The sequence below is a fragment of the Bacillus sp. M6-12 genome, assembly GCF_002860285.1.
Lineage (GTDB): Bacteria > Bacillota > Bacilli > Bacillales > DSM-1321 > Peribacillus.
Map to the genome: position 1 here is coordinate 41,616 of NZ_PGVF01000014.1, position 25,704 is coordinate 67,319.

32 protein-coding genes are annotated in these 25,704 nt (G+C 39.1%); 23 read left to right on the plus strand and 9 right to left on the minus strand.

Annotated elements, in window-relative coordinates; all coding sequences use genetic code 11:
• Positions 1-320 precede the first annotated feature (320 nt).
• Together CVD28_RS15320 and CVD28_RS29310 are read right to left on the minus strand one after the other, a co-directional pair.
• Entirely contained in the window at positions 321-512 is a 192-nt protein-coding gene (locus CVD28_RS15320) for a YkvS family protein (RefSeq protein ID WP_101593279.1), read from the minus strand.
• Between the two features lie 378 nt (positions 513-890).
• Positions 891-1,028, minus strand: coding sequence for a hypothetical protein (locus CVD28_RS29310; RefSeq protein ID WP_374702538.1), 138 nt, complete (start codon positions 1,026-1,028; stop codon positions 891-893).
• 200 nt (positions 1,029-1,228) lie between these two features.
• Here CVD28_RS29310 and CVD28_RS15330 point away from each other — a divergent pair, with 200 nt between their 5' ends.
• On the plus strand, positions 1,229-1,423 hold the full coding sequence (locus tag CVD28_RS15330; protein WP_101593284.1) for a hypothetical protein: 195 nt from the start codon (positions 1,229-1,231) through the stop codon (positions 1,421-1,423).
• Positions 1,424-1,649: 226 nt separating this feature from the next.
• Complete coding sequence (locus CVD28_RS15335; protein WP_257985882.1) at positions 1,650-2,732, plus strand: CapA family protein; 1,083 nt, start codon at positions 1,650-1,652, stop codon at positions 2,730-2,732.
• 92 nt (positions 2,733-2,824) lie between these two features.
• On the opposite strand, the gene CVD28_RS15340 is transcribed toward CVD28_RS15335, so the two are convergent.
• Positions 2,825-3,379 carry a sigma-70 family RNA polymerase sigma factor gene (locus CVD28_RS15340; protein ID WP_101593286.1) on the minus strand — a complete coding sequence of 185 codons (555 nt, stop codon included), beginning with the start codon at positions 3,377-3,379 and terminating at the stop codon, positions 2,825-2,827.
• A gap of 341 nt (positions 3,380-3,720) precedes the next feature.
• Here CVD28_RS15340 and CVD28_RS15345 point away from each other — a divergent pair, with 341 nt between their 5' ends.
• The 3 genes from CVD28_RS15345 to CVD28_RS15350 are packed head-to-tail and all read left to right on the plus strand — an operon-like array spanning position 3,721 to position 5,266.
• Entirely contained in the window at positions 3,721-4,350 is a 630-nt protein-coding gene (locus tag CVD28_RS15345; protein ID WP_101593287.1) for a hypothetical protein, read from the plus strand.
• Between the two features lie 36 nt (positions 4,351-4,386).
• Positions 4,387-4,545, plus strand: a complete 159-nt coding sequence (locus CVD28_RS28160) for a hypothetical protein (RefSeq protein WP_180954182.1) — start codon at positions 4,387-4,389, stop codon at positions 4,543-4,545.
• 55 nt (positions 4,546-4,600) lie between these two features.
• Complete coding sequence (locus CVD28_RS15350; protein WP_101593289.1) at positions 4,601-5,266, plus strand: HAD family hydrolase; 666 nt, start codon at positions 4,601-4,603, stop codon at positions 5,264-5,266.
• A 101-nt stretch (positions 5,267-5,367) separates the two neighbouring features.
• On the opposite strand, the gene CVD28_RS15355 is transcribed toward CVD28_RS15350, so the two are convergent.
• A complete protein-coding gene (locus CVD28_RS15355) occupies positions 5,368-5,775 on the minus strand; it encodes an RDD family protein (RefSeq protein ID WP_101593291.1) in 408 nt (135 codons plus the stop codon).
• A gap of 143 nt (positions 5,776-5,918) precedes the next feature.
• Between CVD28_RS15355 and CVD28_RS15360 the strand changes: the two genes are divergently transcribed.
• The 3 genes from CVD28_RS15360 to CVD28_RS15370 all read left to right on the plus strand — a co-directional run bounded on the left by CVD28_RS15360 (position 5,919) and on the right by CVD28_RS15370 (position 7,587).
• A complete protein-coding gene (locus tag CVD28_RS15360; protein WP_101593293.1) occupies positions 5,919-6,281 on the plus strand; it encodes a cupin domain-containing protein in 363 nt (120 codons plus the stop codon).
• Positions 6,282-6,407: 126 nt separating this feature from the next.
• Positions 6,408-7,019 carry a bifunctional transcriptional activator/DNA repair enzyme AdaA gene (locus tag CVD28_RS15365; protein WP_101593295.1) on the plus strand — a complete coding sequence of 204 codons (612 nt, stop codon included), beginning with the start codon at positions 6,408-6,410 and terminating at the stop codon, positions 7,017-7,019.
• 25 nt (positions 7,020-7,044) lie between these two features.
• Complete coding sequence (locus tag CVD28_RS15370; RefSeq protein WP_101593297.1) at positions 7,045-7,587, plus strand: methylated-DNA--[protein]-cysteine S-methyltransferase; 543 nt, start codon at positions 7,045-7,047, stop codon at positions 7,585-7,587.
• Between the two features lie 31 nt (positions 7,588-7,618).
• Here CVD28_RS15370 and CVD28_RS15375 read toward each other — a convergent pair whose 3' ends face one another.
• On the minus strand, positions 7,619-8,152 hold the full coding sequence (locus CVD28_RS15375) for a hypothetical protein (RefSeq protein WP_101593300.1): 534 nt from the start codon (positions 8,150-8,152) through the stop codon (positions 7,619-7,621).
• A 387-nt stretch (positions 8,153-8,539) separates the two neighbouring features.
• Between CVD28_RS15375 and CVD28_RS15380 the strand changes: the two genes are divergently transcribed.
• From CVD28_RS15380 to CVD28_RS15390, 3 genes are all read left to right on the plus strand, one after another.
• Positions 8,540-9,970, plus strand: a complete 1,431-nt coding sequence (locus tag CVD28_RS15380; RefSeq protein WP_101593303.1) for a processed acidic surface protein — start codon at positions 8,540-8,542, stop codon at positions 9,968-9,970.
• 1 nt (position 9,971) lies between these two features.
• Entirely contained in the window at positions 9,972-10,607 is a 636-nt protein-coding gene (locus CVD28_RS15385; RefSeq protein ID WP_101593305.1) for a class D sortase, read from the plus strand.
• A 360-nt stretch (positions 10,608-10,967) separates the two neighbouring features.
• Positions 10,968-11,549 (plus strand): TIGR00730 family Rossman fold protein, encoded by a 582-nt coding sequence (locus tag CVD28_RS15390; protein ID WP_101593307.1) that lies wholly within the window; start codon positions 10,968-10,970, stop codon positions 11,547-11,549.
• Positions 11,550-11,789: 240 nt separating this feature from the next.
• On the opposite strand, the gene CVD28_RS15395 is transcribed toward CVD28_RS15390, so the two are convergent.
• Positions 11,790-12,119, minus strand: a complete 330-nt coding sequence (locus CVD28_RS15395; protein WP_101593309.1) for a hypothetical protein — start codon at positions 12,117-12,119, stop codon at positions 11,790-11,792.
• A gap of 296 nt (positions 12,120-12,415) precedes the next feature.
• Between CVD28_RS15395 and CVD28_RS15400 the strand changes: the two genes are divergently transcribed.
• From CVD28_RS15400 to CVD28_RS15410, 3 genes are all read left to right on the plus strand, one after another.
• On the plus strand, positions 12,416-13,297 hold the full coding sequence (locus CVD28_RS15400; protein WP_101593311.1) for a helix-turn-helix domain-containing protein: 882 nt from the start codon (positions 12,416-12,418) through the stop codon (positions 13,295-13,297).
• A 51-nt stretch (positions 13,298-13,348) separates the two neighbouring features.
• A complete protein-coding gene (locus CVD28_RS15405; protein WP_101593313.1) occupies positions 13,349-13,738 on the plus strand; it encodes a hypothetical protein in 390 nt (129 codons plus the stop codon).
• 387 nt (positions 13,739-14,125) lie between these two features.
• Entirely contained in the window at positions 14,126-14,623 is a 498-nt protein-coding gene (locus CVD28_RS15410; protein WP_180954183.1) for a competence protein ComK, read from the plus strand.
• A gap of 299 nt (positions 14,624-14,922) precedes the next feature.
• Here CVD28_RS15410 and CVD28_RS15415 read toward each other — a convergent pair whose 3' ends face one another.
• Positions 14,923-15,123 (minus strand): hypothetical protein, encoded by a 201-nt coding sequence (locus tag CVD28_RS15415; protein WP_101593318.1) that lies wholly within the window; start codon positions 15,121-15,123, stop codon positions 14,923-14,925.
• A gap of 262 nt (positions 15,124-15,385) precedes the next feature.
• Here CVD28_RS15415 and CVD28_RS15420 point away from each other — a divergent pair, with 262 nt between their 5' ends.
• A complete protein-coding gene (locus CVD28_RS15420; RefSeq protein WP_101593321.1) occupies positions 15,386-16,126 on the plus strand; it encodes an SDR family oxidoreductase in 741 nt (246 codons plus the stop codon).
• Between the two features lie 64 nt (positions 16,127-16,190).
• Here CVD28_RS15420 and CVD28_RS15425 read toward each other — a convergent pair whose 3' ends face one another.
• Positions 16,191-16,577 (minus strand): PilZ domain-containing protein, encoded by a 387-nt coding sequence (locus CVD28_RS15425; protein WP_101593323.1) that lies wholly within the window; start codon positions 16,575-16,577, stop codon positions 16,191-16,193.
• A gap of 175 nt (positions 16,578-16,752) precedes the next feature.
• Here CVD28_RS15425 and CVD28_RS15430 point away from each other — a divergent pair, with 175 nt between their 5' ends.
• The 7 genes from CVD28_RS15430 (at position 16,753) to CVD28_RS15460 (ending at position 22,712) form a co-directional block, all read left to right on the plus strand.
• Positions 16,753-17,058 carry a hypothetical protein gene (locus tag CVD28_RS15430; RefSeq protein ID WP_101593325.1) on the plus strand — a complete coding sequence of 102 codons (306 nt, stop codon included), beginning with the start codon at positions 16,753-16,755 and terminating at the stop codon, positions 17,056-17,058.
• A 695-nt stretch (positions 17,059-17,753) separates the two neighbouring features.
• Positions 17,754-18,020, plus strand: a complete 267-nt coding sequence (locus CVD28_RS15435; protein WP_101593327.1) for a phosphocarrier protein HPr — start codon at positions 17,754-17,756, stop codon at positions 18,018-18,020.
• Positions 18,020-19,741, plus strand: a complete 1,722-nt coding sequence (ptsP, locus tag CVD28_RS15440) for a phosphoenolpyruvate--protein phosphotransferase (protein ID WP_101593328.1) — start codon at positions 18,020-18,022, stop codon at positions 19,739-19,741. The genes CVD28_RS15435 and ptsP overlap by 1 nt, the downstream gene beginning before the upstream one ends.
• 110 nt (positions 19,742-19,851) lie before the next feature.
• Entirely contained in the window at positions 19,852-20,031 is a 180-nt protein-coding gene (locus CVD28_RS15445) for an H-type small acid-soluble spore protein (protein WP_101593331.1), read from the plus strand.
• A 282-nt stretch (positions 20,032-20,313) separates the two neighbouring features.
• Positions 20,314-21,099: an SDR family oxidoreductase gene (locus CVD28_RS15450; RefSeq protein ID WP_101593334.1), complete on the plus strand. Its 786-nt coding sequence runs from the start codon at positions 20,314-20,316 to the stop codon at positions 21,097-21,099.
• A gap of 48 nt (positions 21,100-21,147) precedes the next feature.
• A complete protein-coding gene (locus tag CVD28_RS15455) occupies positions 21,148-22,026 on the plus strand; it encodes an NAD(P)-dependent oxidoreductase (RefSeq protein WP_101594193.1) in 879 nt (292 codons plus the stop codon).
• Positions 22,027-22,346: 320 nt separating this feature from the next.
• Positions 22,347-22,712: a hypothetical protein gene (locus CVD28_RS15460; protein ID WP_101593337.1), complete on the plus strand. Its 366-nt coding sequence runs from the start codon at positions 22,347-22,349 to the stop codon at positions 22,710-22,712.
• 478 nt (positions 22,713-23,190) lie between these two features.
• Here CVD28_RS15460 and CVD28_RS15465 read toward each other — a convergent pair whose 3' ends face one another.
• Positions 23,191-24,336, minus strand: coding sequence for an aminotransferase A (locus CVD28_RS15465; RefSeq protein WP_101593339.1), 1,146 nt, complete (start codon positions 24,334-24,336; stop codon positions 23,191-23,193).
• A 190-nt stretch (positions 24,337-24,526) separates the two neighbouring features.
• Here CVD28_RS15465 and corA point away from each other — a divergent pair, with 190 nt between their 5' ends.
• A complete protein-coding gene (corA, locus tag CVD28_RS15470; RefSeq protein ID WP_101593341.1) occupies positions 24,527-25,546 on the plus strand; it encodes a magnesium/cobalt transporter CorA in 1,020 nt (339 codons plus the stop codon).
• Positions 25,547-25,704: the final 158 nt, after the last annotated feature.

Consider the following 25,704-nt stretch of genomic DNA (forward strand, 5'->3'; position numbering starts at 1 on the left):
AATTCTGTTGTTCATAATCGTCCATAGGCAGATAACCATAGCAAATTTACAGTAATAGACGTATCCTCCTGGAAAAGGTTACATCCATTGAAAGGTACAGCCAGTTTATCCATAGCTTACCTATATCTATATTATAATAGTAAAGCACACTATTTATAAGAGTAAATTGACATAGTTCCAGGAATCGCCATCTTTATATTAAGTAACTGAAATGATAGGGAACGCTCTTAAGCTTTGATGAAATAAACAGAGGATTTCGCCGTTAGGAAGCATAAAAAAACCCTGTAATTTTTGTGACAGGGCTTTCAATTTATTCTTCGTTAAGAAGTTGCTCTTTCTTTTATAATCTTGTAATTTTTATGATTTACAACTGTTTTTTGTTCTAATTCGAGGTCACGGTAATTTTCCATATATGTTACATCTACGATCACGGAATTTTCGTTAACCTTTTCAACAATGCCTTTTAATCCATCGCGAAATTCAATAACATCGCCAACTTCTGCTATTTTCAATGTACCCACCCTTTTCATCTTAGTAAAAACTCGGCTTTTCCCAATGTAATGTTATTAGGTATTTTACGAACTTATTAAAGCAGGTGTTTTAAATGATATTCCTGTATCACTGATAATATGAATACTGCTTCATTTTTTGAATAATACATACAGTTTGCACTATTTTATCATGTTCGTAAAGAAATAAATATGGGAAATTTACTGTTTTTTCCTAAATGAATTTATTAATCTATCCATAAACGCCGGCTTATTTATTCGCCGCTAAACAGATGCAGGACAGGAGAATTTTAAAGAAATAAAAATTAATTTGTACTTTTAAAGAGTTTTATGCCTTATTGTAGCAATTGTAAAGGTTATCTCCTTCAATAACAGGGTGCATCAGAAGGTTGCCTTTACTGTCAACCACATATAAGCAACCGTTTTCGCCAATGTCAATATCTTTTGAATTTTCCTTTTTCCCTCTGCCGATTTGACACCGAGCAGCTGTTCCTTCACTGAATCCTGAGCATCCTCCATGCTTATCTCGCCTGATTTTACTTTTTCGCTGGTGATTTGGATCATTTTAATTCCAAGGTTTCTGGGATGGCGGAGCACCTGCAGTCCAAAATACAGCAATTTAAGTTATAGCAGTAATTTCTGTTTGAAAGGCATCTCATCCTCTTTAACATGATAAAATAAGAATGGATAGATTCAATTCATACGAAGAGGTGTCAGTATTGCAAGAGGAAGAAGTAAAGAGGATCCTGGAACAGCTTTCCCGCCAGGAAATTGAGGAATTTAAAGTAACGAAAGAGGAATTTTTAACATTTCGCTCTGTACTGGTAACACGCCCGGATTTTAAGCACTTCAGGGGAATAGCCCAGCATGGCGGGGAAGTTATTTATCGATACACAGCTGAAGCAAGAAGCTGACTGTACTTTAAATATTTGAAAAACAGGCATCCTGTTGTAAACGGGAGTGCCTGTTTTTTTATGGCTCTGTTAATGCTTTCATTGTTGAGCCGTTCTTCCTCTAATCAGGGCTCTGACGCTTTTCTTAGTGAAAGCCTTGTTTTTATAAAAATTAATACAGCGTTCGACAGTCTTTTTACTGGGTTTCTATTAAAATACGGGAATTAGTAAGGAAAGGGATCTGTTGATGAAAAATTTAAATTTGATTTTTAAAGTATTTATTGCTGCTGGTATTTTATTTTTTTCAGTTAGCCAGCCAGAAGCAAGCAGTTATTCTTCAATAAAGCAAACTGCAATGACCAAGAAAACCAATACGAGCGACAAAATGAAGACGGCTGAACCTATAAGAGTTACTTTTGCCGGTGACACGATGATGGATTGGTCTATCAAGACAACAATAAACAAAAAAGGGGCTGATTATCCGTTCAGCCAAGTAAAAAGTGAGGTTTTAAAAAGTGATATAGCGGTTGCCAATTTGGAATCCGCTGTAACAACCAGAACTGAAAAAGAGAGCAAGCAATACACCTTTAAATCTGACCCAAAGTCACTTGCCGGTTTGAAAAATGCAGGATTTGATATAGTATCGCTTGCCAACAACCATTCTATGGATTATAAAAAGGCCGGCCTGACAGATACCCTCAATAATTTGAAAAAGTATAATCTTACCTTTATCGGCGCCGGTGTAAATTCCAAAGCAGCTTATGCCGCTCATACACAAATAGTAAAAGGAAAGAGAATAAAATTTCTCGCCTTTTCCAGAGTTCTCCCCACCACACTTTGGATAGCTGGCTTTAACAGAGCAGGTCTTGCAACAGGTTATGATTTAAAGCTAATGCAAACAAGAATTAAGGAAGAAAGAAAAACCGCGGACTATCTGTTTGTCTATATTCACTGGGGAAAAGAAAAGAGCAAAATTCCCGAAGCGTTTCAAAGGGATTGGGCCAGGAAAATGATTGATTCAGGGGCAGATGGGATCATTGGAAGCCATCCTCACGTACTGCAAGGTTTTGAATACTATAAAGGAAAGCCGATCGCCTATTCGCTTGGGAACTTTCTATTTCCCGACTATGTTAGGGGAGACGCGGCTCAAACTGGTTTGTACCACATTGATATACAAAACAACGCTATTACAACATCTTTTACCCCTTACTTTATTGCTAAGGACCAAATTATAGCGCAAAGTTTACAGACAAGAAAAATGGTTTGGAGCAAGCTGCAGGCCATTTCGTATGGTGTAAAGATTCAAAATGGAAAAATAGTGAAGAAGTAGAAAACCACACAGCCCTGATATTTTCAAATCAGGGCCGTTTCTTATGAGGGGGGCAAAGCATTTTCAGCTGCAGTGACACATCTGTAGAACTGTCACCTATCCACTGAATCTTTTAATTTCTTCAAAGCAGAACGGCGCCATGATTTTACGGCCGAAGGAGTTGTATTCGTGTGCATGGCTATTTCAGTTATTGACATTCGATGAAAATATGTAAGAATAAGCCATTGTTTTTGGTTTACAGTCAAGCCTTCACAGTAGCAGTCAAGCTGCTCGAGTTCAAGGAAATTTGCATGAAACGGCAGGGCTTCACCTACAACACCTCCCTGTTCATAGGTAAGCTGATTCCTCGTTTCCCATTTGTTGCTTTTTTTTAGCTCATTCAGCATTCTGCCTTTAATAATAGAGTAGGCAAATGTCTGAAAGGTCCCCTTTTGGGGATCATACTTTGTTTCAGCTTCCCATAGTGCAAGCAGGCCGACTTGGAAAAATTCTTCCTTATTTTTGTAAATTGATAAGGAGCGAATTATGCTCTTGATTAAGGGCGTATATTGAACAGCTAAATCAGAAAAATGTTTCCAATTCTGCTTCCTTCTGAAAAGCGCTTTTCGGTTATTCCCGGGTAACCTAAACTTAAACCGAAAACAAATGTGCGTCTAAAATTAATAATTGACTTTTTGACGGAAAAATCTGACTATTTTAAACGTTTGAACCTGCAAAACGAAATCTTTAAAAGTATAAAAATGAAGATAATAGAATTTTTTAATAATTTGGCACAATTATTAAAGGATGCATAGTTCCATCGAAATGTTAAAATTAGATCCTGGCATTTATAAGTGAAAAGGGATAGATTAACAGTAATTAGTAGAAACAGCTGGTTTGAATCATTATAATAAACTAAGAAAGTTGATTAAAAACAATAGAGAGGACAGGGCAATTACGATGGGAGTAAAAAATCTTTAAAATTCACTATTAAGGGGAATGGTAACCTTTGATTACATTCAAAGGAGCTGAAAAAGTGAAGACTATTGGCCTCTTTTTTTATTTAGCGTTTGGTTCTCTGAACTTCCTCTCAACAGAAATAACTCAATCAAGCGAACTTAAAATAATCTTAAAAGCTATCCTGCCTCCCAAATCTGAACTAATAAAGCCTGAGGTGCCTTTGGACAGCCAGCCAATTCAACAGTACGATTTTGATAAAGACGGGCAAACTGAAATAATCGCTGTATATAAGGTACCGGATTCCCCGAATCTAATGAAGGCAATAGTTTTGAAAAAAGAAAAAGAAAAATGGAATAAGGTGTGGGAAACGACAGGTAAGGGGTTCGATTTAGACCGTGCGGCTTTAACGGATGTTACTGGGGATGGAACAGATGAACTTCTCTTCGGCTGGATGATTGGGGCATCCGCAGGAAATGAAATGGAAGTTTTTCAATGGCAAGGGGGCACCCTGAAAAAGATTGCTGACCTGGCATACTATCATAAATTAGAGCTTATTAAAAAAAATAATCAAACCCGTTTCGCTGTTTGGCAGCGATATTGTTGTGATACATACTTAGTTAATGTCCTTAGATGGGATGGAAAACAGCTGGTTCCCGATGAAGAAACCTTTTCGGAATAAGTAATAAAAGACTTTTATGACAGAAAGATCAAAGAGATGGATGCCTGGTTTTATTGGTATTCACTTGCAGATGCTCAAATAAAAGCGAAACTATTTGAAGAAGCCGAGAAATCCATTGAAAGGGGCTTCTCTTTTAATCTGCAAAATCAGCTGTTTGCTGAATTGCAAAAGAGGCTGGCCGCAAAGAAAAAATGATTGGCACGTGCTCCAGGATATGGACGTAAGCAATTAATTTAGGGAGAGATATTAAATGATAAAAGCAGTTATTTTTGATTTTGATGGATTAATTGTAGATACCGAATCGGTTTGGTACGACGCTTATAAAGAAACGATGACTTCTTATAACGTCGATTTGCCGCTTCAGGAATTTGCAAAATGCATTGGGACCAGTGACACTGTGCTTTTTGCGTATTTAGAGGAACAGATGGGGGAAACCTGCAATAAAGAGGAAATTGAAGAGAAAGCAAAAAGTATAGTATTGGCAAAAATGACTTCTCCGAAGGCGCGGGAAGGAGTACATGAATATCTGGAGGAAGCCCGTAATTCGGGATATCAAATTGCTCTGGCTTCCAGTTCTTCAAAAGAATGGGTTACAACCTATTTAAGAGAACTTGGGCTCATCCACTTTTTTGACCATATTATTACACGAGATGATGTTGAAAGAGTAAAACCAGCTCCGGATTTGTACTTAAGGGCGATTGAAGCCCTTAATATCGACGCAACAGAAGCTATTGCCTTTGAAGACTCCCTTAATGGACTGCAAGCCGCTTTGGCAGCAGGGTTAAAATGTGTAATCGTTCCAAACCCAGTTACTGAAGGATTGGCATTTGAAAATCATCATGCAAGGCTCACTTCAATGGGGGAAAAGAGACTAAGTGAAGTGGTAAGCCTTCTTGCAGTATCAGAGAAGCTTTAACTTTGTTTTCAAGGAGTGCTGGTTTCAAACTCAAATAAACAAAGCCTGTGTGATTGATCGTTACAGGCTTTGTTTATTTGTATCGAGATAATCTTAGAAAATTATTTACGGAAATGAACAATTTCTGTCCCGGCAACAAAGTCATGGATAGAGCGCTTATCTTTACGAAGCCCGATCATAAGCGCACTTACTATAATTCCAAAACCAAGTGTAACAACATAAATTAGTGAAGCCAAAATATATCTTTTGACTGTAGTCCAAATAGTTACTTTTCCGCCGTCTATCCGCACAATACGGATTCCGACAGCTCGTTTACCAACAGTAAACCCGGCCCATAAGACAGGAACAATTAGAAAATAGAGAAAATCAATACTGTTTACAAGAATCTCTGTTGTTGTGTCTGAAATTCCAAGAAAAAAGAAAATTAAATAGATTGGCAGAAATAGTAACCCGTCAATAATAATAGACCCTAATCTGATCCAAAAGCCTGCTGGTTTGTAATTGTGCATACTAAGTCCCCTTTGTTATTTTTCTCATACATTTTACAAGCAAATCTTATAAACGGATATAGGAAATTATTGAAAAAAACCATAGTACCTTTCAGATAAGAATAATTATTATAAACGGTGGTTTTCGAAAGTGGGTGAGTATTATGAAAATAAGTAAAAACAATGCTGAACATTATCTTTGGGGTGATAATTGTGACGGCTGGCATTTAGTTAAGAATCAGGATTTGAGTATTATTCATGAACGTATGCCAGGCAATACATGTGAAGTCCGCCATTATCACCTGCAATCACGCCAGTTTTTCTTTATCCTGTCAGGTTCCGCCATGCTCGAAGTGAATGGGGAACAAGTAATTTTGAATCAGCAGGAAGGGTATGAGGTACCGCCTCTTGTACCGCATCAGATATTTAACCAAACCGATTCAGAAGTAGAGCTGCTGGTTATTTCACAGCCTAATAGCAAAGGCGATCGTGTACTGGCCCGGTCAAATAGCTTACATTATCGTTGAAACACATTTGGATCAAAATTCAGTTAGCGAACATTATTCATTATTATTTCAAAATCTTGCTATTACACTTTTATTTGCGGACAGCCTGACATTTTCCGAGGTATACTACTCGTGGAGGTGCAGGTGATGGGAAAAGTTCAAGGAAGATGGCACGGGGGAACGGATGAAACAAGCGCGGCATGCCATGCCAGCGGACCGCTGACAGATGAGCTGTGGCAAGCCATTATTAGTAATAATGGCGACTACAATAGTAAATTTTTCTACGCGGTTAAAAGCACTGGAATTTTTTGTAGGCCATCATGTAAATCAAGAATGCCCAAAAAAGAAAATGTCCTGATTTTTTCCACTGCCCAATTGGCCCTTTCAGCAAATTACCGCCCTTGCAAACGCTGCAGACCAACAGCCAAAAAATTGCCTGATCAAGAATGGGTTTCGGCAATCACTGAATACATCGATACCCATTATAACGAAAAGTTAACACTTGAAGTACTGGCAGAAGCCTGCCTGGGCAGCCCTTATCATTTGCACAGAACTTTTAAAAAAGTCAAAGGAATTACGCCAGTTGCTTATATACAGGAAACGAGAGTAAATAAGGCGAAGCTGTATCTTGCTCAATCCGAAATAGCTGTTACTGATATTGCCTTGTTTGTTGGCATGCCTAATATCTCATATTTTATTACGTTATTTAAAAAGAAAACCGGCTATACCCCGACTGAATATCGTCAACTTAATTATTAGAAAATCACTCGGAGGTGATGTGGGAATGGGAGCCGTGACTAAACAGCCAATCTATTGGAGTTTAATGGTTCATGAGGATTGGAAAATTCACATTGCAGCAACAGAGAAGGGGCTTTGTTTTGTTGGTTCACAAAATCAGTCGTTTGATGAATTACTAGTCTGGGCAGGAAAAAGAATGCCTGGCAGTTTTCTGATTCAGGATGATGAAAAGCTGAAGCCATTTGCCATGGAGTTTTACGGGTATCTTAAAGGAGCACAGAACAGCTTTACAGCCCCTTTCGATTTATATGGCACTCCGTTTCAGCTTTCTGTTTGGGACGCACTTGGTAAAATTCCATATGGAGAAACCCGAACATATTCGGAAATTGCAAATGCCATTCAAAAACCTGCTTCTGTCCGCGCGGTAGGAACAGCAATTGGCGCCAATCCATTACTGGTCACAATTCCGTGTCATAGGGTAATCGGAAAAAATGGTTCCCTTACCGGCTACAGGGGGGGGTTGGAAATGAAGGTCCAGCTGCTCAATCTGGAAAAGGAAACTTCATTGCTTTCAAGGAATCTGCTGTAGGTTTTAAAGGAGCAGGAAAATAATCCTGCTCCTATTTGGCGTCTTTATTAACGGGTTCAAGAAGGGAAGTAGGAAGATAACCTTCTTTATCAGATTCCTGAATTTTTACCTTCGTCCGTATTACGTCTCTTTCTACAATCTCCACTTTAGTATCCTTCGTTATTTCTGTTACCTGGTTTTCTTTTTCAATATCTTCAACACCTTTTAAATCATTTACCTCAATCAGCTGATAGAGTTCATCGTATGCTTCCGGGGTCAATGCCAGCAAACCGTCTTTTTTTGTAATAGCTTCATCCCCTTTTTGCAGAGTATCTTTTTTAAGTTTCTGCTCAGTCTCTTTATACGTATCTTTCATGTTTTGGATGATTATAGGGGTTTCGCTTTTGACCTTTTCAGAAAGTTCCCCAGACTTTTCCTTCACTGTCCCAGCGGCCTGTTCTGCTTTCTTTTCAACTTGATCTGTTGCTTTATTTGTTTCCTGTGAAGCCTCTTCACTGCTGCAGCCAGCAAGCAATAACAGACTTAAACTAAGAGGAACAGATACAAATTTGGCAGATATATTCATTATCAAGCCTCCCTGTTTTTATTTTTTACGTTACCACTTATAAGTAAAAATAAACTAAAAACGAAAATGGATTGACGTACAAAATAGTTAACTTGCAGGCCGTATTCGGATTTCCTTCTTGCGGTGTTTTTTCAAGGAAGCCCATTCAATGTCCTGCGGGATTAATTGATCAGGGGAGACCCAGCAGGCGCAAATCGCCAAGGAGGCTCATGAACCGCCCGCGGAAAGGGAGCGCTTGGAGCGGAAATCACAGCCAAGTTTAACAGAGCCAAAAATTGCAGTTTTGTAAACGTCTAATTGGAAACACTATCCTCATTGTTAAAAGACTGAGGCTCACTTATAATTTCTTAGAATCCTATTACATCTAAGAAAGAAGAGGAGTACAGCATGAAAAAATTGGGGGCAATTATCCTTTCATTATCCATGTTAATGGCATTTTTTCCGCAATTAACAATGGCAGCTCAATCATCTGATTTTGAGCAAGAACTAACTGAATATCTACATAAATCAAGTGTGGCGAGAGGTTTCGAAGTGACAAAAGAAGATATAGAAGCGTCACTTGCTGCCTACGACGAATCGCTAAGTAAATTTGGTACGGTTAAAGAGGTTAGTGATTTTTTAGGTGAAGTCATTCAAGCTGATTACGGCAACTTGGATGAGTTTTTTGAGGAAAACGCGCTGAATGAGGAAAGCCTTGAGCAATTGCTGCAAGAGAATGGTGAAGAAATGACTGATTATATCTTCGTGGATGACCTTTATGAAGCAGTATATACTTATACAGAAGAAGATGGCGTTTTTGAACGTGAAACTGATTTCGAGCAGAAACTTACAAATTATTTAACTGAAATCAGTAAAATTAGAGGATTCAAAGTTACTAAGGCACAACTTGAATCAAGCCTAAATTTCTTTGGAGATGATCTTGAAAGCTATGAAACTGTTCAAGACTTGAAAGAATTCCTCGGTGATGTTATAAAAGCCGATATGAGCAATTTGGATTATTTTAAAGAGAATTACGAGCTTGACCAACAGGCTATCATTTCCTTGCTGAAAGAGAATGGAAAAGGTCTTGCCGATTATGTTTATATTGATGAGTTAGAGGCTGATATCTGGGAGTTTTCAGAAGGAAGGCTGCCCGGTATGGAAGAAGAGCTGACAGAAGAGCTTCTGCCGATGTTTGAAGAAGAGCTTGGGCTTACCGAACAAGAACTTAAACGGCTCGAAGACCATTTCACTGCATTGGAAGATTATTTTTCCGATGAGGTGATTTTAGAGCGCATGGAGCAATTGGGTGAACGAATGATGCAATTTGGGGATTTCAATTCGATTGAGGAAATCACTCCAGAGCAGTTGGCTGAATTGAACAGCATTTATGAAGAATTCCTTTCTGTTTTTAAATTAAAGGCATCATATAGTCTGGTATTAAATGATGCAGAAACTCCATTGTCCATTGCAGATATGATGCAGCTGGAAGAGTTAAAGGGAGCTAAACTAAAAATTGCTCTATACAGCACAGATGGAACTTTTCTTGCAGATCTTTTGATTACAGACGAATTGGTAGATTCAGAGACTGTTACGCTTGCTGGAGAACAAATGAATGAGTCCGCAGAAGAGGTAGTAGCTTTAGCACAAACGGCTCCCATTGTAAAAGCAAAGGAAAAAATCCTTGAGAAACGTGAAAAACAGCAGAATAGTCCATTCAAAACTGTAAAAGGGGCAAAGCTGCCCAAGACTGCTTCTGACTATATTGAAAATACGCTCATTGGAATTTTTCTTGCCCTTGGAGGGGTATTGATGTTCCGAAAGGTAAGGAAGGCTTAATATGAATGACAAAAAGAAGGGAACCAGCCGTAAAGTCCGGCTTATTCTTCTATCGTTGTCTGTTTTGTTAATTTTGGGCGGCGCATGGTTTACAACCACGAATGGCTACAAATTTGTTAAAGGTTATTTTTTATACAAAGCACATGGAACCAGTAGCAATACAGTAACCACGGGGAATGCACCGGATAAATTAGAGAAAAAGCAAAGAAGCGATGCTGAATTCTTATATCCGGTCCGTCCCAAAAAAGGTGAAGAAATTGGAGAGTTGTATATACCAAAAATAAAGGCAACTCTTCCCATTTTTCATGGAACTAATGAAGAAGAGCTGGCGAAAGGGGTCGGACACTTTGCAGGAAGTGTGTTGCCGGGAGAAAAAGACAACTCAGTTCTTTCAGGCCATCGGGATACTGTGTTCCGAAAGCTTGGCCAGGTTGGTGAAAACGATTTGCTGATTGTTCGGACATCGGCAGGAGAATTTCATTATAAGGTTCGCAAAGTAAGAATTGTAGATGAAGACGACCGCACAGTTATCGTCCCTAAACCAAGAGCAACACTCACTGTCAGCACCTGCTATCCGTTTGAATATATCGGATCAGCCCCGGAACGCTATGTTTTGGTTGCTTACCTGGTTTCTTAATTATTCCAGTGGTTTTCAGAGATTTAGTTAACTAAAGGCAGTCAAACTTCTTTGGACAGTATAATTTCCACCTATTTTACGCTTGGTTTAAGTTCATTCTGACAACCAAGCGTTTTTGCTCTACTTTATCTTTTCTATTCAGTTATCTTTGCCGGGCTATTCTAATTAGCTTCTGTATCGTTTTTTATGCAAAGCTCAATACCATTACATTTTACAAAGTCCAGCGGGAAATGATTCATTTCTTATCTACTAGAAGCTCTAAAGGTTAAAAAAATTTTCTGAGTTTCTTGCTTGCTGGAGAAAGGGAAAGAGTATTATGTAAGAAGATGGGTATGAATTTTCGAATGGAGGGAAAAAAAGATGCAGCGTTTAGCGGTTTTTTGCGGTTCACGGAGCGGAGCTTCAGATAAATATAGAGATGGAGCAATCGCGTTAGGCAAGGAGATGGCTAAAAGAGACATTACGCTTGTATACGGCGGTTCAAGCGTCGGCCTTATGGGCCAGATAGCTGACACCGTTCTGGAAGAGGGCGGGCAAGTGATCGGAGTCATTCCTCAAATGCTTGAGGACCGTGAGATTTCGCATCCTAATCTAACTGAATTAATAATTGTAGGTTCCATGCATGAAAGAAAAGCCAAAATGTCAGATTTAGCAGATGGTTTTATTGCTTTGCCGGGGGGGCCTGGGACTATGGAAGAGTTCTTTGAAATATTTACGTGGGCCCAACTGGGGCTTCATCAAAAACCTTTTGGGCTTTTAAATGTTAATAACTATTATGATAGGCTGGTTTCCTTTTTTGATCACATGACCGAACAGCAATTCATGGATGAAAAGTACCGGTCAATGGTTTTCGTTGATTCTAACCCGGAAACACTTATTGAAAAGTTCAGTTCATACCATCCGCCGGCAGTGAAGACATGGATTAATGAAGCTCAGACTTGATAGAGGGAGGGCGGCATTCACCTGCCCGGTAATGGGGGCTGCTTTGAAGCGGGAAACCCGGTTAAAAAATTCTGTGCAGATCAGGCGTCTCACAAAGAAACATTTAGCCAGAAATTATGATTTATTTACCCAAAATTAAATTTATTTAGCGGTTGAAAAACTAAGAAAAGAAGCAGCTCGGGTTCATCCCAGGCTGCTTTTTCATTTTTTTAGCTAGCATCCGGTAAGTTGGAATAAAATCTATTTTCCGCTGAATAAACTTTTCAATGGCCAGCCAAAGTTAGGGAATTTAAAATCTTTGGATAAATTTGACTTTGGAAAATAGCCGCAATTAAAGCATTGTTGCTCATATATGAAGTAAAGCTGTGCTGTTTGTTTGATTTTTTTAAATGTTGTAACTTTCTTATTTAATTCCTCTGTAATGGTTCTGCGAATTTCAATAATTATATCAAAAGGCAAAGGGGACACAACAAGTAAATCTTCTACTCCCTCCATAAAGGCATCCTTGTCATTGGTGAAAATATCCTTCATTTGATTTAGCTGATTACTGAAGGATTTGCTATCAAACAAAGAATTCCTGCAGTTTGGGCATTTTAGTTTTGTGGGAACCAACTTGATTTAACCCTCTTTCACTTTATAATAAACTTAAGAGAACAAATTCTTATTTTATAATAAGGGTTTATTTACCAAAATTCATTAGGGCATAATGCTCATTATTTGTGAATATTTAGATAGGAAATAATAGTTATTTATTAATAGTTAATTGAATTTTTAAAAAAATTAACAAAACAAAAGATTTTAACAGAAACATGTCCAATAGAATGGTATATTAACTATAGGCAACGTTTATAAATGGAGTGATAAAAATGAGTCTACAGGACTATGCAATTGGGGAAGCACTTAAGGATTTACGAGAATATAAAAAAATATCCATTGAAGAATTAACGAAAGATATCTGCTCTGAGGATGAGTACAAACTTTTTGAAAGAGAAAGCAAATATCCAACAATTGATCAATTACATAGTTTAGCAGGGAGATTGAATGTCGATTTAAATTATTTTTTTACATTGGCGACAAAGAGTTATCACAGTTATTCTGATACCATTGCAGACTTAATAAGTAAATATAAAAAAGAGCGTAATTACATAGCGATAAGTAAAATAATCGAAAAAGAAAAGAATAATCCAATTTTTATGCAGACCGAACTTAAACAATACCTCCTGTGGCATGAAGGAATTTGTGTATATTACCTGGAAAGTGATATTTCTAAAGCAGAAAAACTTTTATACCAAGCTATTGATTTAACTAATCCTAAACGTGATGATATGACTGAAAGGGAATTGGAAATTCTTACTAGTATTGCAATTCTTCAAAAGGAAGAAAAAAATTATCGTGAAGCAATTTCTTTATTCACAAAGGCTTATAATTTTTTTCAAAACCTGCCTGAAATATTAAATCCTAAGGCCTACTTGAGAGTTTTATTTGGATTATCCCAAGCGTTGACTCTAGAAGGAGAGTATGAGGATTCATTGGTGTATAGCACAGAAGGTATTGCAATTTGCTTGCATTATGAAACACTGTATACTTTGGCTGAATTACATTATCAAACTGGCTTTACCTATCTTAAGCTGGAAGAATTTAAAAAAGGGAATTACTTTATAAAAGAAGCCCATCATTTATTTGAACTGCAGGGAAATCAAAAAATGGCTGAGATTTTAAAAATAAAAATGGAAAATCTAATGGATTAATGTTAGTATTTTTATAATAGGGAAAAATATGGTAGAAAGTTGGTGGGTTTTTTGAAGAAAAAACTTATTGCTGGCACATTAGCTTTTGGATTAATTACTGCAGCCACTCTAGTAAATGGAGCTGAATTAGCAGATATTCCGTCTTTGTATAATGTAAAACCTGAGATTGAGGTTGCAGATATTCCGTCTTTGCATAATGTAAAACCTGAGATTGAGGTTGCAGACATTCCGTCACTGCATAGTGTAAAACCTGGGATTGAGGTTGCGGACATTCCATCACTGCATAGTGTAAAACCTGGGATTGAGGTTGCGGACATTCCATCACTGCATAGCGTAAAGCGTGAGTTTGAGGTTGCAGACATTCCATCACTGCATAGCGTAAAGCGTGAGTTTGAGGTTGCAGACATTCCATCATTGCATAGCGTAAAGCTAATAGGATAACGAGGAAAATAGATGAGCAAATAAGCACCACTTAACTCAAACGTTAAGTGGTGCTTATTTGCATAAACTTGCTATTTATTTAATAATAGCTTTCTGAATATGAGAAGTAGTTAACAGAACCACTTTTTTTTCAATCACTCCTGCCCTGCATGGGTAACATTACAGTCAGATAAGGAGTTTCCATCAGGATCAGAGAATCCAAACCCGCCAGAGCCTGGCATACCTCCGAGTGAATTCTTTATATTACTTGCATTTAAATCAAATCTCAATTTTTGACAAATAATTCAAAATTTTGTAACAATAACAGTAAATATGTGGAAGAAAATAATTTCCGATTTCTGTATTATTAAATATTATATAGGAGTGTACAGGAAGGGGATTTTGGTAATGGAAGAAAATGAACGATATAAGGTTTCACGGTCGACAATGGCGCTTGAACCGGCACAGCATCCTCTGTATCAAACAAAGATATCCGATTTAAAGGGTACATATTATACGCGAAAGTCCATACGGATGCTGTTAAATGAGGCGTGCTTAAATGGAGGGGCAGGGTACAGCGGAAGGCTTGAATCTGCCAGGTGGTTATTAAAGCATTATAAGAAGACTCCATTACTTATTTGTCCCTTGCAGCGAATATATGCTTTTCCTACACATTCTCCAAAGTCTCATGAATGCATGTGGATCTTTCCCCGCCACTTACAGAGCTTTGATGACGCAACACACACTGCTACCTTTAAGAACGGAACCAAGCTAATAGTAAATTGCTCACCCCACGTATTTCATAAACAAAAAGGCAGGGCTGCAGACCTTGCCATCAAACTGTGCAAACCTGATGAGTTAAGAAGTATCGAATATCTTTCCTTTCGCAGGCCATTAAAGAAATGAACAGAAGATAAGACCCTGTGCTATTTTTACAAGAGGTCTTTCTTTTTGACTCAGATTAATTATTTGTGATTTATTTATTAATTTACCTAATTTATACATTAAACGTAGTATGATTGCTAAAACAACACAGTAAGATGCTTTTTACAGGATTTTATTTGGAAGGAAGAAGTTAATGCAAATTTGATATAATGTTTCTATTATTTTTTACATTATATTTCCATTGATTAATCAATCAAACTACATGAAAAGTTGAAAACAATATAGGCTCCTTTTCACGTAAAAATGAGGAGTGAAAAGCTCTACTCCTCGAAAAATTTATTGAATTTTTCTTTGTGGTTAGTGGTTGCATTTTGTACATATGGATTGTATTCTTCGGGATTTTCCGGATCAAGATTTGTTTTAATCACCAGGGTAGGCTGGGGGTTGCGCGGTTCTAACATTCGGTCTTCCAGTTCTTTAAAATCAGGCATATTTTTGCTGCCGGGCTTTTGCGGCTCCATTGTAATTCACCTCCTGAACATAGATTGCCTGATATATTGTGAAATATACAAACAGCCGTTTTTAACTTATTCCTTCACTACTTTACGGATTCCATAATGTGTTGAGTATTAAATACTTATTATGTTGGTATATATAGGAATGACTGCAAATCCATAATTCCAGATGAAAAGGAACTGATTGCATACAGTGTAAGATGTGAGAAATTCTAATTAAGATTGGGTGTTATCATTCTTATCTAATGCTAAATGAGGTGAACAAACATTGTCAGAATACAATAGCAGAGTAGTGATCATAACTGGTGCCGGAAACGGAATCGGAAGGGAAATTGCCAAAAGATTTGCCGCAGATGGGGAGAATGTAATCGCGGCGGATAAAGATGAGGCTGCCGGGGAGGAAACGGTAAACCTTATTAAGGCGTCCGGCGGTAATTCATTGTTTATCCAAACGGATGTCCGGAAAGAGTTCGATATCAAAACAATGATTCAGGATACAGTAAAGTATTTTGGGAAAATTGATGTATTGATCAACAATGCAGGTGTTTCTTCATTCAAGCCGCTCTTTGAACTGTCAGCTATGGAATGGGACGATATCATTGCTTCTAATCTTAGAAGTGCGTTCCTTGCTTCCAGGGAAGCAGCCAGAATCATGAAGCCGGGCAGCAGTATAATTAATATTTCATCTACCAGAGCGTTTATGTCCGAACCTGATTCAGAAGCTTATGCAGCATCAAAAGGGGGAATATACGCATTAACCCATGCTTTGGCAGCATCCCTAAGCGAAAAGCGAATAAGAGTCAACTCGATTAGTCCTGGATGGATCCAAAATACGGACTACGAAAATCTGAAGGAGGGAGACCATCTGCAGCATTGGTCAGGCCGTGTGGGTAAACCTTCAGATATTGCAAGAGCATGCAAGTATCTATGCGAAGAAGGCAATGATTTTATCAATGGAGAGAACATTGTAATAGATGGAGGAATGACAAGAAAAATGATATATGAATAGCAAAAGAAAGACCAAATCTCCTATGATTTGGTCTGTTTTATGAATTGGCAAGGTGCCAGCAGTTTTACTGAAAAAATGTATTGTGCTGATTGCCTTTTTGATTCTTCCGGTACAGTTTTAATTCCTTGATCAGCGTTGCTTGCGCATCTTCAGTCTGCTTAATAGAAAAGCCGTACAGGTACTTTCCAGTCTGTATTTTTTGCCATACAATCGATCCGGACAAGTTGATGGCCGAAGAGTTTAACTGAAAGGAAAGAGTAAGCTCTAAGTCAGGGTTTAGAGGGAAATTTAGGACTGACCGGAATTTTGCCCCTTTTGGGCTAATATCCAGTAGCTCCATTACTCCCTTTTTGCTTACCCCTTGCTCCCCATTAATTTTTGTTATAAAAAAATGGCCAGGAACTGGAACTGGAAAAGAAAAGCGGAATGACTCTTCCCGTTTATATTTCATTTGAATCCTCCACCGGATAAATTGTAACTAACTTCCATTTTCCTGTGAAATATGGAATTTTTCAAGTGCCTATACCAAAAGGTTTATTACAATTTTTTGACTTTGCTACTTTCAAAAAATGATTTAAGTTCTTTTTTTTTGCGCCTAAATCATAGGATGGGAATAAATAAAAAAAATGGAGGGATGGCCTATTAAAGACCAAAGCTTGCTGCTAAGGCTGAAGGTGCTTAATAACATGATCTTAAGGGAAATAGTTACGGAAGGCGGGAACTTTGAACTTCATACGCTAAAGCAGGCTGCCGAATGGAACTCCAGAGTGATAAATAATCTTGTAGAAGTGTTATTAAATGAGGGTACTAACCAGGAGCCGGCTCTAAAAGCGGCTGTTACCCAAATGAGGATTGCTGTAAATGCCATGAAAATAATCGAAAAGGATACAATAAACAATAAGGAAGATTTAGTAAAAGAATTTATTCTTTAGCGAAGACTGGCCAAGCCGGTCTTTTTTTATGGAAAAAGGGCGGAGCTGCGCCGATTGCTGGGGAAGAGAAAAACTAATTAAAATGTACCCTGAGGAACTTGTAACGTTTAGCCTCGCTCATCGCCATTATTTTGTTAGCAATGCTAACTGCTTATCTTATTTCTATATATCGGCTGGGAGGATAAATCATGATGATTTTTTGTGAAAGAAAAATCCTAAAGTTAAATATTCTTCATTACTTGTGAAAACTCAGCTATATTAAAAAATGGCATAAACGGTGAAAAGAGTATTTGTAGCTTTGGAATCGTGTGTATTTTGGTTTTTAAAAAGGTTGATTAGCCAGAGACTAAAACAGGCAGAATATAAGTTTCCTGCTGATCCTTGAAAATAGCCGATGTAACAGGCGGGATTATGTTTTTTAGTTCAGATATATTATTTGATTTTAGGAAAGATTTTCTGTACGATTTTGGTATAAAAAAAGGCAATGCGGCATTGTTTGTCTGCGTAGTAAATGCTATTATGATAGATGTTGTCAGTTGTCTGACATCTACATAACGGTTGTTTTACAACAAGACATCAATTTTGTATTTCCAAACATACTTTATCCTTAAATGGGTATTATTAGAATGATACTTCAAAGACGGCAAAAAAGTATGTTTACTTTTTTAGATTATTTTTAAAGGAGAATGGTTCTCATGGTAGAAAAAACATTTAAAGTTACAGCTGAAACAGGAATTCATGCACGTCCGGCGACTTTGCTCGTACAATCTGCAGGCAAGTTCGATTCAGACATTAATCTTGAATATAAAGGCAAGAAAGTAAATCTTAAATCTATTATGGGCGTTATGTCTTTAGGTATCGGTCAGGGTTCAGATATTACAATTACTGCAGACGGCAGCGATGAGCAGGATGCGCTTAACACTCTAGAAGAAACTTTGAAAAAAGAAGGCTTAGCAGAGTAATGTCTACAATGCTGCAAGGGATAGCGGCTTCAAGCGGTATTGCGATTGCCAGGGCATACCGTTTGATAGAGCCGGATTTAACTGTTGTCAAAAAAACAATCGGGGCACCAGAAGATGAAACGGTACGATTCCAGGAAGCAGTTTCAACTTCCAAGTCGGAATTGCAGTCCATAAGGGATCGTGCTGAAAAAGAATTGGGTGCGGATAAAGCAGCCATTTTTGATGCTCATCTTCTTGTATTAAGCGACCCTGAGCTTTTAGGCCCGATAGAAGACAAAATTCAAAACGAACAAGTGAACGCTGAATTTGCTCTAAAGGAAACAGCGGATGTTTTTGTTGCGATGTTCGAACAAATGGATAATGAATATATGAAAGAGCGTGCTGCTGATATCCGCGATGTCACAAAACGCGTGCTGGCGCATTTGCTTAATGTCAGGATTCCTAACCCAAGCATGATTGCAGAAGAAGTAATCATTATTGCTGAGGATCTTACACCTTCTGATACGGCTCAGTTAAACCGTAATTATGTGAAGGGTTTCACTACTGATATTGGAGGCAGGACATCCCATTCGGCTATTATGGCCCGTTCAATGGAGATTCCGGCGGTAGTTGGAACAAAGGAAGCTACTGAAACAATTGATAATGGAGATCTTGTCATTGTTGACGGATTGACAGGACAAGTCCATATAAACCCAACTCCAGAGCTAGTTAAAGAATACGAACAGAAACAAGTAGCTTATGAAGCTCAAAAAGCAGAATGGGCTAAGCTTGTTAATGAAAAAACAGTTTCAGCTGACGGTCATCATGTAGAGTTGGCAGCTAATATTGGGACGCCAAAGGATCTGAAGGGCGTTATCAGTAATGGCGGGGAAGGTGTCGGGCTTTACCGAACTGAATTCCTGTACATGGGAAGAGACCAGCTGCCTACAGAGGATGAACAATTTGAAGCATATAAAGCTGTTCTGGAAGGCATGGATGGTAAACCTGTTGTTGTCCGTACGCTTGATATTGGCGGAGACAAAGAACTTCCATATCTTAGCTTGCCAAAAGAAATGAATCCTTTCCTGGGATATCGTGCAATTCGCCTTTGTCTTGAAGAGCAGGATATTTTCCGTACACAGCTTCGCGCACTCCTTCGTGCGAGCCAATACGGAAACTTGAAAATCATGTTCCCGATGATTGCAACGCTTGGTGAGTTCCGTGAAGCAAAATCCATCCTTTTAGATGAAAAGCAAAAGCTTATAGCTGCAGGCACTAAGGTTGCTGAGCAGATAGAAGTCGGCATAATGGTGGAAATTCCTTCGACTGCTGTTATGGCTGATACTTTTGCAAAAGAAGTTGATTTCTTCAGTATCGGAACGAATGATCTGATTCAATATACCATGGCTGCTGACCGGATGAATGAACGGATTTCATATTTGTATCAGCCGTACAACCCGGCGATACTGCGCCTCGTTAAAATGGTTATTGATGCTGCTCATAAGGAAGGCAAATGGGCTGGAATGTGCGGCGAAATGGCCGGTGACGAAATCGCGATTCCTGTTCTGGTAGGTCTTGGGCTTGATGAATTTTCAATGAGCGCAACTTCCATCCTTAAAGCCCGTTCGCTGATCAGGAAGCTTTCACAGGAAGAAATGAAGAGCTTAGCTCAATCCGTACTGACTATGGAAACAAATCAGGATGTTATGGATGCTGTCAAAAAAGCTATAGAAAATCTCTAGATTTTAAACATACACCTTGTCCATTTTCTTTTGGACAAGGTGTATTTATTTGGATAAAATGTGCTTCTGCTTCAAATCCTAATAGTACATTTAAAGTTAGGAGTGGGAAAATGGACGCAAATCGTGTAAAACAAATTCTATCCTCATCTGCGGATATTACTGTCGAGTACAATGGGGCGAATGTGTGGATTAATTCTCTTAACGAGGATGGACGTACTGCCCGTGTGCACCTAAGAGGCCGTCCGAATGATCCGAGTGATGTAGCTATTGCAGAACTTCGGGAAGTATAAAATAAATAATGGAAACATTTTTCGATGGGTGACTGAAAAATAAAAAAATATTTACAAAAATAAGTTTTAATCGGTTATACACGGGTAAAAGTAAGTATGCACAATTTGTTAGCTCATTAAAGCAGCTGACATTCTCATTTCCCCCTTTTTAGCCGGCTTGGGCATAAACTCAGGCCGGCCTTTTTTGTTATTAATTTTAGAAAAGTTCTAAAGTTTCATATTTTTCAAAAAGTATCTGGAAGAGATATAATGAAATAGATAATAAAAAAGGGGGACTGTAAAATGGAAACAGGATTAACAGGAAAAAATGCTTTGGTAATTGCATCGAGCCAGGGACTTGGTGAAGCAACAGCCCGCGAGCTGGTGAAAGAAGGAGCTAATGTGCTGCTTGTAAGCCGGAATGATGAAAAACTGAAAAAGGTAAGTGCGCAGCTTAATGAAGCAGGTCCGGGAAGAACTGCTTATATTGCGGCCGATATAACAAAAACAGAAGATATTGATTCATTAATTGAAAAGATGATTGGGGAATTTGGCGGCATAGATATTTTGGTGAACAATGCCGGTGGACCACCTGCGGGCGGTTTTGAGCAGATGACGGACGAACAGTGGCAAACTTCATTTGAATTGAATTTATTAAGCTATATACGAATTATTCGAAAAGCACTGCCACACTTAAAAGTGAATGGTGGTAAAATCATAAACATAGCATCCTCTTCCATAAAAGAACCGATCCCTGGATTGATTTTATCCAATACATTCCGTACAGCCATTGTTGGTTTATCTAAAACCCTGGCAGAGGAGCTGGCACCATTTAATATTTTGGTGAACACGGTGGGGCCGGGACGGATCGCGACCGACCGAGTTCGTCATTTGGATGACGTAAATGCTGAAAAACACGGGCTCAGCCGTGAAGAAGTTGAAGAAAACATGAAACGCAAGATTCCGCTTGGCCGCTACGGAACACCGGAAGAGTTTGCTAGGGCAATTGTCTTTTTTGCATCGGATGCCAATACATATATGACCGGTGGAGCCTATTTAGTTGATGGCGGTCTGGTTAGATCGATATAGCAGGGAAGCGGAAGCGTGTTTTCTTATTTTGTAAATGGGGTGGAGAAAATGGCTCTTTCGAAAGAAAATACAACAATAGGTTTTATTGGGACTGGCGTAATGGGAAAAAGCATGGCAGGCCATTTGTTGAAGGGCGGCTACAAGCTTTCCGTTTATACCAGAACAATGGAAAAAGCACAGCAATTGCTTGATGCAGGTGCTGAGTGGGCTGAATCACCCAAGGAGCTGGCCGGCAAGGCAAATGTTATTATTACGATGGTTGGGTATCCTTCTGATGTGGAGGAAATATATCTAGGAGAGGAAGGAATCATAAAGTATGGTTCTGAAGGAACACTCCTTATCGATATGACGACATCAACTCCATCCCTGGCTGAAAAAATTTACAGTACAGCCAAAGAAAAAGGGATCGGAGCCATTGATGCTCCGGTTTCTGGCGGGGATATCGGTGCAAAGGAAGCCAGGCTGACAATTATGGTTGGCGGCGATGAGAAGGATTTTAATGCGGTAAAGGGCATTTTAGAGCTGATGGGAACAAATATCGTCCATCAGGGTCCTGCAGGTGCAGGGCAGCATACGAAAATGTGCAACCAGATTGCCATTGCCGGAAATATGATTGCAGTAAGTGAAGCAATGGTCTATGCCAAAAAAGCCGGATTGGACCAGGATCAGGTTCTTAAAAGCATCAGTTCAGGCGCAGCGGGGAGCTGGTCTCTTTCCAATCTTGCTCCTCGAATGATCAAAGGAGATTTTTCCCCTGGCTTTTACATAAAGCATTTTATTAAAGATATGAAGATCGCCTTGGAAGAAGCCGAAAAAATGGGTATGGAAGTTCCTGGATTGTCGCTTTCTAAATCATTGTACGAGGAGATGGCGCAATCAGGGGAAGAAAACAGCGGAACACAAGCAATCTATAAGTACTGGAAATAAGAAAAGCGGAAGCGCCCTGATATTAGGAACGTCGACTAAAATCTGGCGGTTCTGTGCCAAACGTCGACGCCAGCACATCCTCAAAAGCTGCCGCTTTGTTTTGTGTGATGGGTCGCTGCCGTATCGTTACTTATCCTGTGCGTCGGGGCTGGGAGCTAGAGCAAGACAACCATACCTGTTAAAAAAAGTTATACTTCTTATCTAGTGGGAAAAGCCTGTGCGTCCATATTTTGTTCTTTTGCTGCTTATCATAAAAAACATAGGTGTCTCATTTCGTGAATATCCTTGAAATAAAAGGATAGTTGAAAGGGGCATTTATTATGGGATTATTTGAGGATATCAAAGAAAAATTCAATGAGTTAGAGGATGGCAGGTATGTTGTCCGAGTGGAAGGGTTCAAGAGGGATAAAACAATCCGCAACAGTAATCCTATCCGCTGGGAACTCTCTCTTATGAATGACTATAGCGCACAGCTTCCTGCTAAATTCAGCCATGTAGAAACAAATGCCGGCTTTCAAATATTACTTAGGGAATTAAAAAATCTTGGTTATTCCAAACCCGGTTCAGCAGAAGAGTTTGAGGAAATTCTGAACAGCCTTAGAGGGGCGATCGTAGAGGTAAGCGTTACTACCACAAACAAAGAAGAAGGCTACCGTGAGGTTAAGTTCCTTCGCAAGCTGTATTAGGATTAATGATTAAGTTGCCAAAGGGCTGTAAACTAGTTTAACCGGAAAACATGAAAAGACCGATCGGCCATTGGCATCGGTCTTTTTGGCAAGATTACTTTTTTAAGAAGTACGGATGTCTATCTTCAGCGCCAAGCAATTTTTTTACGAAGTAAAATAAAGCAACTTTTTTTAAGAAGTAAAATAAAGCAACTTTTTTTCCTTTGGAAAATAGTCCGACATACAGGGTGTGGCATTTTAAGCCGGCCTCGAGTGTTATGACCAAATGCTGTCACAACCTTTTATTGCGATCAAGGCCATCGGAATCCAAAGTCGGGAGCCCACGGGATAAGGAATGCTACCTCGTACGTAACAAGGACGCAGCTTTGGGAGGTGAACGGCGTTGCCACAGGACGAAGGTTATAATACAGATAAAGTTACAACACTGGCGACTTTAGCGGTTCTTCCTCTTTACATGCCGCTTTCGCTTTTCTTTTATCTAAACTGTTAAGAATTGCTCCATCCGGTCAAGTGCAGATTCAAGCATCTCCACAGAGCATGCATAGGATAAACGGAAAAAACCTTCTCCCATAGGTGAAAATGCATTGCCTGGGACTACGGCTACTTTTACTTGCTTAGCCATGTCCAGGGCGAATTGAAGCGAGTCAGTGTATGGCTGGGGCAGCCTGACAAAAAAGTAAAAGGCTCCATCAGGCTTTACAACGTCAAGTCCCATACTGACGAGGCGTCCATAGACATAATCCCGGCGCTTGGCATAGGCTTCTTTCATGGGAATCGCATCATTCATTCCGGCAGTCACCGCTGCAAATGCGGCCTTTTGGGATATTGAGGACGCACAGGAAACATTATATTGATGCACTTTTATTAGGTGCCGTGAAATGGAAACGGGAGCAAAGACAAAACCAATTCTCCAGCCTGTCATCGAATGGGACTTGGATAAACCGTTAATCACAATAGTTTGTTCCCGTAAATAAGAAGCAATCGAGGTATGCTTCTGATCGAAAACAAGCTCACTGTATATTTCATCTGATAGGATGAAAATATCCTTGCCGCTGAGGAGTTCCGCGATTTCCTGCAATTCACCGGCTGTTAGAGTCACGCCAGTAGGGTTGGAAGGATAAGGCAGAACGATGCACCTGGTTTTTTCTGTTATGTAGGTTTTCAGAATATCCGCTGTTAGCCGGAACCCGTTTTTTGTCGTGTCCGCATAAACCGGTATTGCGCCGCACAGCTTGATAAGTGGTTCGTAACCTGGATACACTGGACCTGGAAGGATCACTTCACAGCCTGGGGACAAAATCGTCCGGAACGAAATATCAATAGCCTCACTGGCTCCAGTCGTTACAATCACTTCTTCGTCTGCATTATAGGATAAGCAGTATTTCTGTTTCATATATTCTGCGGCAGCTTGCCTTAGCTCTAAATAACCTGCATTATGGGTATATACTGTAAAATTTTCATCAATGGCTGATTTCGCCGCTTCCTTAATATGCTCCGGCGTCGGGAAGTCCGGCTGGCCGATGGTTAATGATATCATGTCTTTAATATGAGAAACTGAATTGAAAAATTTTCTGATTCCCGATATTTCAATATTCTTTACCTGGGAATTAATTAAATGCTCCAAGATTTGTCGGCCTCCTCTAAATGGCTTTACTATGTACTATAGTATAACAGGAAGGAAAAATCGATAGATAATTCTATTATGCCATCCTGAGAGAACACCGCACGAAGGAAATGCGAGATTATTTTGCTTACAAAAAGGTTATATATTTATTGTGAATACTTAATGACTTATTGGCGGAGATTTAAAAAATATGATTAAAACCTGTGTTGTAACTAAAGATGATCAAATGATTTACGATGTCCCGTTAAAGGACATCAAGGAAATGGAGCCGAAATGGTACTGGGCAGATTTTTGTAATGCAAACGAGAAGGAGGTAAGATTTCTTTCCGATCATTTCCATTTTCATCCGCTTGCGATAGAAGATTGCCTTGACAGTCTTAATCAGCGCCCTAAGCTTGATTTCTATGATGATTATCAGTTTATTGTTTTACATGCTTTGAGTGTAGAGCATCTGCATCCTGTTGAAGTGGATTTATTTATCGGCGAAGACTTTCTCGTTACATTTCATAACCAAAAAGTCTCGCAGCTTGACCTTCTATGGGAAAGAACAAAAACCTATGAATATTTCCAAAAGGGTCCTTTCTTCTTAATGCATGCTATTATTGATAAGCTTGTTGATGATTATTTTCCTCTTATGTACAAGCTGGAGGGGGAATTGAACTCCCTAGAGGATAATGCAGACGATGAAAGCATCAGCGAATTGATGGAAAGAGTTTTTGATGTGAGAGCTGATTTATCAGGGATACGAAGGTCCATTTTGCCTATGAGAGATCTTTTATACCGCATTATCCATTCAGACCGGCTGAATTACTTAAAGGAACAGCAGCTGTATTTCAATGATGTCCATGATCATTTGCTGAAGCTGGTGGAGATGCTTGAACTTTACAGGGATTTTTCTTCTGATATCCGTGACAGCTATTTATCGATGAATTCCAATACAATGAATACAATTATGATGACACTCACTGTCATTACGACCATTTTTATGCCTTTAACCTTTGTAGCTGGGGTATACGGCATGAATTTTAAAAATATGCCTGAACTGGATTGGAAATATGGGTATTTTGCTGTAATAGGGTTCATGACTGTTATCGCCTTGTTAATGCTTTTATATTTTTTAAAAAAGGGATGGCTCCACTTCGGCCGAAAGCCAAGACGCAGGCGGCGGCTGCAAAGCACTCGGGCATTTATGGACTACAAGCAGCGTTGAGCATTGGCTGCTGTGTGGAGGTAAATCAATAAAAACAATCATCAGTTTACTGTCAACCCATGCATTTTAAGATAATTAATTTTTCTTATTCCGAACAATCGATGCAGCTCCGTCCCCTTTCCACAGAAAAAGAAAAGCCTGCCCCGGAAATAGGGCAG

Bases quoted from the DNA above. Each gene is read 5' to 3' on its own strand.
- CVD28_RS15455 (WP_101594193.1), top strand. From the start codon at position 21,148: ATGGCTCTTTCGAAAGAAAATACAACAATAGGTTTTATTGGGACTGGC.
- CVD28_RS15375 (WP_101593300.1), bottom strand. From the start codon at position 8,152: ATGAATATATCTGCCAAATTTGTATCTGTTCCTCTTAGTTTAAGTCTG.
- CVD28_RS15365 (WP_101593295.1), top strand. From the start codon at position 6,408: ATGGGAAAAGTTCAAGGAAGATGGCACGGGGGAACGGATGAAACAAGC.
- CVD28_RS15400 (WP_101593311.1), top strand. From the start codon at position 12,416: ATGAGTCTACAGGACTATGCAATTGGGGAAGCACTTAAGGATTTACGA.
- CVD28_RS15355 (WP_101593291.1), bottom strand. From the start codon at position 5,775: ATGCACAATTACAAACCAGCAGGCTTTTGGATCAGATTAGGGTCTATT.
- CVD28_RS15460 (WP_101593337.1), top strand. From the start codon at position 22,347: ATGGGATTATTTGAGGATATCAAAGAAAAATTCAATGAGTTAGAGGAT.
- CVD28_RS15450 (WP_101593334.1), top strand. From the start codon at position 20,314: ATGGAAACAGGATTAACAGGAAAAAATGCTTTGGTAATTGCATCGAGC.
- CVD28_RS15370 (WP_101593297.1), top strand. From the start codon at position 7,045: ATGGGAGCCGTGACTAAACAGCCAATCTATTGGAGTTTAATGGTTCAT.
- CVD28_RS15335 (WP_257985882.1), top strand. From the start codon at position 1,650: ATGAAAAATTTAAATTTGATTTTTAAAGTATTTATTGCTGCTGGTATT.
- CVD28_RS15380 (WP_101593303.1), top strand. From the start codon at position 8,540: ATGAAAAAATTGGGGGCAATTATCCTTTCATTATCCATGTTAATGGCA.
- CVD28_RS15415 (WP_101593318.1), bottom strand. From the start codon at position 15,123: ATGGAGCCGCAAAAGCCCGGCAGCAAAAATATGCCTGATTTTAAAGAA.
- CVD28_RS15445 (WP_101593331.1), top strand. From the start codon at position 19,852: ATGGACGCAAATCGTGTAAAACAAATTCTATCCTCATCTGCGGATATT.
- CVD28_RS15425 (WP_101593323.1), bottom strand. From the start codon at position 16,577: ATGAAATATAAACGGGAAGAGTCATTCCGCTTTTCTTTTCCAGTTCCA.
- ptsP (WP_101593328.1), top strand. From the start codon at position 18,020: ATGTCTACAATGCTGCAAGGGATAGCGGCTTCAAGCGGTATTGCGATT.
- corA (WP_101593341.1), top strand. From the start codon at position 24,527: ATGATTAAAACCTGTGTTGTAACTAAAGATGATCAAATGATTTACGAT.
- CVD28_RS15385 (WP_101593305.1), top strand. From the start codon at position 9,972: ATGAATGACAAAAAGAAGGGAACCAGCCGTAAAGTCCGGCTTATTCTT.
- CVD28_RS15390 (WP_101593307.1), top strand. From the start codon at position 10,968: ATGCAGCGTTTAGCGGTTTTTTGCGGTTCACGGAGCGGAGCTTCAGAT.
- CVD28_RS15360 (WP_101593293.1), top strand. From the start codon at position 5,919: ATGAAAATAAGTAAAAACAATGCTGAACATTATCTTTGGGGTGATAAT.
- CVD28_RS28160 (WP_180954182.1), top strand. From the start codon at position 4,387: ATGGATGCCTGGTTTTATTGGTATTCACTTGCAGATGCTCAAATAAAA.
- CVD28_RS15435 (WP_101593327.1), top strand. From the start codon at position 17,754: ATGGTAGAAAAAACATTTAAAGTTACAGCTGAAACAGGAATTCATGCA.
- CVD28_RS15430 (WP_101593325.1), top strand. From the start codon at position 16,753: ATGGAGGGATGGCCTATTAAAGACCAAAGCTTGCTGCTAAGGCTGAAG.
- CVD28_RS15410 (WP_180954183.1), top strand. From the start codon at position 14,126: ATGGAAGAAAATGAACGATATAAGGTTTCACGGTCGACAATGGCGCTT.
- CVD28_RS15350 (WP_101593289.1), top strand. From the start codon at position 4,601: ATGATAAAAGCAGTTATTTTTGATTTTGATGGATTAATTGTAGATACC.
- CVD28_RS29310 (WP_374702538.1), bottom strand. From the start codon at position 1,028: ATGGAGGATGCTCAGGATTCAGTGAAGGAACAGCTGCTCGGTGTCAAA.